A 7,566-nucleotide genomic window follows, 5' to 3' on the forward strand; every position below is an offset into this window, starting at 1 on the left:
CCGCCCTTCGGCGGCAACCTGATGTATTCGGAGCTGAACTTCCTCTGGGAAGCCTGGCTCAAGGTGTTTACCAACAATGAGCCAGAGGCGATCGAGAATCAGGTGCAGGGCAAGGGCTTGCCGGAATACCAGCGCCTGATGACGGAGTGTTTCAAGGAATACTACCGCGTGCTCAAGCCGGGCCGCTGGATGACGGTGGAGTTCCACAACTCCAAAAACAGCGTCTGGAACAGCATTCAGGAAGCGCTGCAAACCGCGGGTTTTGTCATCGCAGATGTGCGCACATTGGACAAGAAGCAGGGCTCGTTCAAGCAGGTGACCAGCGCCAACGCGGTCAAGCAGGATTTGATAATTTCCTGCTACAAACCCAACGGAGGACTTGAAGAGCGCTTCAAGCGCGAAGCCGGCACTGAGGAAGGTGTGTGGGATTATATACGTACCCATTTAGGGAAATTAGCGCCACCAGCAATTAAGAACGGGAGCATGGAGATTAATCCTGAGCGCACGAACTACCTGCTCTTTGACCGCATGGTGGCCTTCCATGTCCAACGCGGCGTTACAGTGCCCCTTTCTGCTGCTGAGTTCTACGCCGGTCTTGCCCAGCGCTTCCCCGAGCGAGACGGAATGTACTTTTTGCCTGACCAGGTGGCGGATTACGACAAGAAGCGCATGAAGGTGAAGGAGGTCCTGCAGCTTTCGATCTTCGTCACCGACGAGGCCTCTGCCATCCAGTGGCTGAAAGCAAGTCTCACCAGGAAGCCGCAGACCTTCCAGGAGCTCCATCCGCAGTTCCTCAAGGAAATTGGTGGCTGGCAGAAACACGAGAAGCCTCTGGAACTCAAGGAGCTTTTAGAGCAGAATTTCCTTTGCTACGATGGTAAAGGCCCAATCCCATCGCAGATTGTTTCGTGGATGAAGCAGAGTTCGGAGCTTCGCAAGATTATTCAGGAAGAACTGGCGTCTGGGCGTTCGATGGAGGAGAACGGCCAACTCATCACTCAGTCTTCAGCCCTCATTAGTCGCGCGAAAGCGCGTTGGTACGTTCCGGATCCCAATAGGGCCAGCGACCTGGAAAAACTTCGAGAGAAGGCTTTGCTTAAGGAATTTGAGGAATATAAGCATTTCAGCGGGAGACGCCTGAAGGTGTTTCGCCTTGAGGCTCTTCGCGCCGGCTTCAAAAAAGCATGGCAGGAGCGTGACTACACCACTATTATTACCGTGGCGCGCAAGATCCCAGAGAGAGTGCTTCAGGAGGATCCGAAGTTGCTTATGTGGCATGACCAGGCGCTCACCAGATCTGGGGAGGAATAAAGCCTTTAGCAGAGCAAGATTTTCTGGAGGAAGGCCGGTAAATGGAAAAGGATAAAACTCAGCACCCAAGTTTAAATATTAAAAGCTATCCTTCAGAGGGTGATTGGATCTACGTGACATCCAATTGTACATATGGTTTAGTGGTGGAACGAACCACTCTGTGGGAGCATGAGGTTTTCCGTGTGTGGCTTCCAGCTACAGGTGCCATTGTGCGGGTTAGCAGGGATGGAATTTCAACTCAAGGTCCAAAATTTAACACTCACCATTTGACATATCTTGCTGCAGCGACACGGGTTGCTGATGCTCTGACTCATGACGTCATGCTTGCACCGATAGAATCTTCCGTCATACCTTTACCTCATCAGATTCATGCTCTATCTAGGGCTATATCTAGTGGAAGGGTGCGCTATCTTCTGGCTGACGAAGTTGGTCTTGGTAAGACTATAGAGGCGGGCCTTATAATGCGGGAGCTCAAACTAAGGGGAATGGTTAAGAGGGTTCTCGTTATTGTGCCCAAGGGATTGGTAAAACAATGGATTGCTGAAATGGAGACCCACTTCAATGAGCAATTTCATCCAATAATGTCAGAAGATTATCGTAGCTTAAAGCGCATGAACGGGATTTTGGACTCTTCCTCGCAAAACCCTTTCAGAATTTTCGATCAGGTCATTGTGTCCATGGATTCTGTCAAACCATCTTCTAATCCTGGGAGTGTAGCTTGGGAGAGATTTCAAGACTTAATTTCTGCTGGATGGGATTTGATTATTGTAGATGAAGCTCACCGTCTTAGCGGAAGTACCGATCAGGTTGCTCGTTACAGGTTAGGACGAGCTTTGTCCGAATCTTCACCATATATACTTTTGCTGTCGGCAACGCCTCACCAGGGTAAGACTGATCAGTTTCGGCGTTTGATGTCTTTGCTAGATCCTGAATCATTTTCGGACGAAACCAGCATAACGAAGAGTAGAGTTCATCCTTACGTTATTCGAACCGAGAAACGAAGTGCCATAGATGCAGAAGGTAAGGCTCTTTTCAAGCCAAGGCAAACCGAGTTGGTATCAATTTCATGGAAGGAGCACCATCACAGACAAAAAGAGCTTTACGAAGCAGTTACTGACTATGTACGTAAAGGCTATAACAAAGCAATTGCGGAAAAAAACAGCTATATAGGTTTTTTGATGATCCTAATGCAACGTCTAGTAGTTTCAAGTACTCGGGCAATAAGGTCTACTCTAGAACGTCGTTTGGAAGCTTTAGAAAAACCAGAGGAGCAACTCTCTCTCTTACCACTGCTCAATGAGGAAGATTGGGCGGAACTTGACGGACAAGAACAGGTAGATGCACTTGTGACTTCTAATCTAGGCGCTCTGGATGACGAACGGAGAACAGTAGAACTCCTTTTGGAAACCGCCAGACAGTGTGAAATTCAGGGGCCTGATGCAAAAGCGGAAGCTCTTTTAGATTGGATTTATAAACTTCAGATCGAAGAAAAGGATCCAAAACTTAAAGTGCTGGTTTTCACCGAATTTGTAGCAACTCAAGAAATGTTATACGAATTTTTAACAGAGCGAGGAATATCTGCAGTTTGTTTGAATGGTTCCATGTCCATGGAGGAGCGCAGAGATGTACAAGAACGATTTGCAAAAGAAGCAAGGGTACTTATATCCACAGATGCAGGGGGAGAAGGTCTTAACCTGCAATTTTGCCATGTAGTTATAAATTACGATATGCCATGGAATCCTATGCGCGTGGAACAACGTATAGGCAGGGTGGATCGAATAGGCCAAAGTCATACCGTAAGAGCCATCAACTTCGTACTGGAAGACTCTGTAGAGTTTCGGGTAAGAGAAGTTCTGGAGGAAAAACTCGAAATCATTTTCAACGAGCTAGGTATAGATAAAACTGCAGATGTGCTTGATTCCGCGCAAGCTGAGAACATATTTGACGATTTGTACGTAAAGGCCATACTTGATCCCAATGCAGTAAAAGAGAAAGTGAACGATGTCTTACAGGATTTTCGTAAACAGGCTTTAAACATCAAGCAAGGCGCTTATTTACTCGGGTCTTTAGAAAAATTAGATCACCAAGAGGTGCGAAAGTTGATGGCACATCCTCTGCCACACTGGGTTGAGCGTATGACTGTGAGTTATATAAAGGCCTATGGGGGCAGAGCAGAAAAGAAAGGGGCCCTTTGGAGTTTAATATGGCCTGATGGTGAGTTAATGGATGATGTAGTGTTCAATCACAAAGACGCAGAAGAACATCCAGAAGCAAAGCACCTCACCATGGAAAACCCGAAGGTTAGGAGGCTGTGTTTTGAAATTGCCCCCTTTGTTCCAGGACAAAGGATACCTATAATAGCCCTTCCAGATCTTCCAAAGGATGTGATCGGCTTTTGGTCGATCTGGCGCATTTCGGTCTCTGCGAAAGGTTGGAATAATTACCAATTTATGCCTCTTTTTCTTTCTGACAGTGGCAGAATATTTAAGCCGACAGCGAAGCACATTTGGGATAAGATGTTGATCGATGATTGGGAAATAATGGATCATATGGATGCCGAGACATCGAAGCAACTTTTTGAGAAGCTTTGGCAAGAAGCCCACAGAGAAGGGGAATCCATTTATTCAGAAATAATACGCACTCATAGAGAGAATATCGAAAGGGAACGTACAAAGAAAAAATATGTCTTCGCCGCTAGACGTAGGACCATAGAGCGTATTGGCCTCCCTCAGGTCCGAAGCCATAAACTGGCTGCTTTGGATAGGGAAGAGCGGCGATGCGAAGAAGAACTTAAATCGCTGGAGAGGGTATTGCCAGAGCTTATACCTCTGGTTATAGCTAGAGTGGAGAGAAAAAAGCATGACTGATTGGAGAGAACATATTTTAAAGAAATTTATCCCTGGTATGGCGAAGCTCACACTAGTTTCGGATCCTGATAGATTGTTACTAGAGGAAAAGATTCTAAAGGGAATCGCAGAACGAGGATTTGAGCTGATAACCTACGAAGACCATGTTGTATTCCGATATATATATGAGTCTAGATTCCGCTCCCGCTGGGACAACGGAGAAGGAGATGATTTGTCAGTTGTTCTAAGATGCGCATCTCAGGATTTAAGAGACTTGCCTTATGATTTATTGCAGGCAGAGTGTAAACTATCGTTTTCCTTGGGCGAATTGTTTCCTAACCTTAGTTATCCTGTGATTTCGTCCCTAAATATTTCTTACATAGAGCAATTGTATGATGCTCAAGTGAAATATACTCCTGAAAAGCTAGGTGACGAAGCGACAAAAGATTTCATTCTTCGTCACGTTTTTAAAATTGCCCCCGAGCTCATAAAGGACCCTAAGGACCTACTGAGCGTACTATTGCGTCGTCATTATCGTCGAAAGCAACAGATACCAGCTAATTTAGACGAGCGATTTATCAAAGTGCTTCGACAAAATAAGCAGTTCGCCGATTGGCCATTGGAAGTTATAGTTCCTGACTCTCAAGCCTTTTTTGCGTTCTTGCAGGAACGCTGGCAAGCATTTTTAAATTACGTAACAAAGCAGAAAAAAGATGATTGTTATGGAACATCTTCTTTACATTTTGAGTTCCCGGGACCTGAGATCTTACCCTTTGACCATCAGGATATACAGGTTTATATAGATAACCTTTTTGCAGAAGGGCTGCTTAAACCCATATTGTTAGAAAATGGGGACGTATTTGCACAAGAATGGTTTAGCTGTGGGATCGACCTTTCTCCAGAAGAAAATAACCGTCGTAGGATAGAGAAGCTGTTATATGCAGCAGAAGAAGCCCTTCCCTCTAGAGATTCTAATCATGAAGAGTGGCTTCAATTTGCGTTCGTCTGGGCAGAATTAACTGCGCTGGTATCAGTTAAACCATCAGAAGAATATGAAGAGCGGTTGAAGCCATTGAGGGCGAAGGTAGATTCTGCAATAAAAGACTGGGCCTTGGATCGATATGGAAGCTTAGCATCTTTACCTCCAGCTCCACCTATTCTTTTGCATCACATCCCTCGGTATCTTGCTAGAGAGTTAGTAAATGATGAGCACGCTAAAATTGCATTTGTAGTAATTGATGGCCTTGCTTTAGATCAATGGTTGGTGCTGAAAAAGGAGTTGGAAAAACAAGAACCCAGCTTTGTGTTTCGAGAGAAAGCTGTTTTTGCTTGGATTCCTACGCTAACTTCGGTTTCTAGGCAATCTGCGTTTGCCGGCGAACCGCCGATGTGCTTTCCTGATAGCATAAACACCACAGATAAAGAGCCGATCCTTTGGTATAAATTTTGGGAAAACCAAGGTCTAAAGCAGAATAACGTAGCATATGCCAGAGGTTTAAGTGATGGAGATTGGGGAAAGATATCTGATCTACTGGCGAAACCCAAATTACGTGTTCTAGGTTTAGTAGTGGATAAAGTTGATAAGATAATTCACGGCATGCAGTTAGGATCTGCTGGCATGCTAAGCCAAATTAAGCAATGGGCCAGTCAAGGGTTTGTGTTAAACCTTATAAAAACGCTGCAGGAAGAAGGGTTTTATGTTTATCTAACATCAGACCATGGCAATATAGAAGCAAAAGGTATAGGTAAGCCTAACGAAGGTGTCGTTGCTGATTTGCGTGGAGAGCGAGTAAGGATATACCCGGATCCTGTCTTAAGGGCAAGAACAAAAGAACGATTCCCTGAATCCTTAGAATGGCCTCCTATTGGACTTCCAGAGGGTTATTTCCCATTGATTGCCCCGCCAAGAACAGCTTTTACAAAAGAAGGTTCTATTTTGATAAGCCATGGGGGTATTAGCGTGGAAGAATTAATCGTTCCATTTGTAAAGATAGATAGGAAGGATGGATAGTTTTTGAAATTACAGGCACGAAAAGGGCAAATAGGCATAGATCGGCTTATCCGTCTTGATTGGTTAGAAAAGGCGGCGTATCTTTCTTTGGCGGGCAACGATGTCCCTGATGTTAAAACGGCTTTACAAGGAGATCTTAAAGAAGCCTTTCGCTCTAAGAATATAAGTTACAGAGGGTCTCTAGATAAAACAATTACTATCCTTATGAGGATTTGGAACAGACCACCTAAAGAGTTTGAATGCTTTTGTAAAAGAGGCCTAAGCTTGTTGTCGAACCTGCCCACGATAGATCATGTTGCCGTGCATTGGGGTATGGTGATGGCTGTGTATCCTTTTTGGGGTTCTGTTGCTGCATATGTGGGAAGGCTTTTAAGGTTGCAGGGAAAAGTGCTTACAAGGCAGATCCAAATGCGGATGCGGGAAAGTTATGGGGAACGCAGTACAGTTTTGTGGGCGACACAAAAGGTCTTAAGGAGCTTTGTGGACTGGAGAGTTTTGGCAGATACACCCATAAAGGGGACATATGTTCCTAGTTTTTGCCTTCCAATAGAAAACCCAGATTTAATTGCGTGGCTTGCGGAGGCTTTTTTATATTCCCAGGACAAAGAATCGGCACCGTTAGATACCATTCTTAATTCACCTATATTCTTTGCGTTTAGGTTAAGCTACGTTTCCAGCCGTTCTTTGGTCAAGGCTTCAGCAGGTAGGCTTGATTGGGTTAGGCAAGGTTTAAACCAAGATCTGATTATATTGAAAAATAGCAAGGGTGCTTAGATATCCACAGAGCCCCGTCATTATGGTAACAATGCTACTGCCCTGTAACACACCTAACTTGGGGTTGTGATGAAAGTCACTAGGGTATATAATCCACCTACTTGAGTGTGTAGGTGGTAGAAGTTGGAAATGTATGAAAACATTATGTCTTCTGTGCAAGATATGTTTGGCGTGCCTATAATTACCGAAGCTTATGGCATCTTAAAAGGTGAACGGTAGAAATGGTTCTATCTGCGAATAAACTAAAAAGCTGCGAAAAACTTATCTCCACTGGTTGGTTGTACGACCTCATAAACGGCAAAACATCAGAAGAAGTGCCTTTTGAGGATTACAAAATCTTCGAGGTCAGTTGGGGAAAGCCTTTAGAGTACAACGAAGGCCACATTCCTGGAGCTATCCACCTGGATACCAATCTGTTCGAAAGGGAGCCCCTATGGAACAAGGTCTCTGACGAAGAGCTGGAGGAAGTGCTTCTTCAGCATGGGATAACAAAAGACACGACGGTAATCCTTTACGAATCTGACATCGCTGCAGCTTTTCGGGTCGCCGTAATAATGATGTATGCTGGCGTAAGAGATGTTAAGGTGCTTGATGGCGGATTGAAAGCGTGGAAGGCTGCCGGTT

Annotated in this window: 4 protein-coding genes and 1 pseudogene; all 5 read left to right on the plus strand. The window is 44.9% G+C overall.

Features of this window, described 5'->3' with window-relative positions:
• A pseudogene (locus tag V7Z69_RS09190) lies at positions 1–1,311 on the plus strand (DNA methyltransferase); the annotation flags it as partial.
• Between the two features lie 41 nt (positions 1,312–1,352).
• Positions 1,353–4,178, plus strand: a complete 2,826-nt coding sequence (locus tag V7Z69_RS09195; protein ID WP_334139698.1) for a DEAD/DEAH box helicase — start codon at positions 1,353–1,355, stop codon at positions 4,176–4,178.
• Positions 4,171–6,168, plus strand: a complete 1,998-nt coding sequence (gene pglZ / locus V7Z69_RS09200; protein WP_334139699.1) for a BREX-3 system phosphatase PglZ — start codon at positions 4,171–4,173, stop codon at positions 6,166–6,168. The genes V7Z69_RS09195 and pglZ overlap by 8 nt, the downstream gene beginning before the upstream one ends.
• Positions 6,169–6,171: 3 nt before the next feature.
• Positions 6,172–6,942 (plus strand): hypothetical protein, encoded by a 771-nt coding sequence (locus V7Z69_RS09205; protein ID WP_334139700.1) that lies wholly within the window; start codon positions 6,172–6,174, stop codon positions 6,940–6,942.
• A gap of 221 nt (positions 6,943–7,163) precedes the next feature.
• A partial coding sequence (locus V7Z69_RS09210) for a rhodanese-like domain-containing protein (RefSeq protein WP_334139701.1) occupies positions 7,164–7,566 on the plus strand: 403 nt, incomplete at its 3' end.

Origin of the sequence: Thermovirga lienii, assembly GCF_036847465.1 — a bacterium.
GTDB classification, from domain to species: Bacteria; Synergistota; Synergistia; order Synergistales; family Thermovirgaceae; genus Thermovirga; species Thermovirga lienii.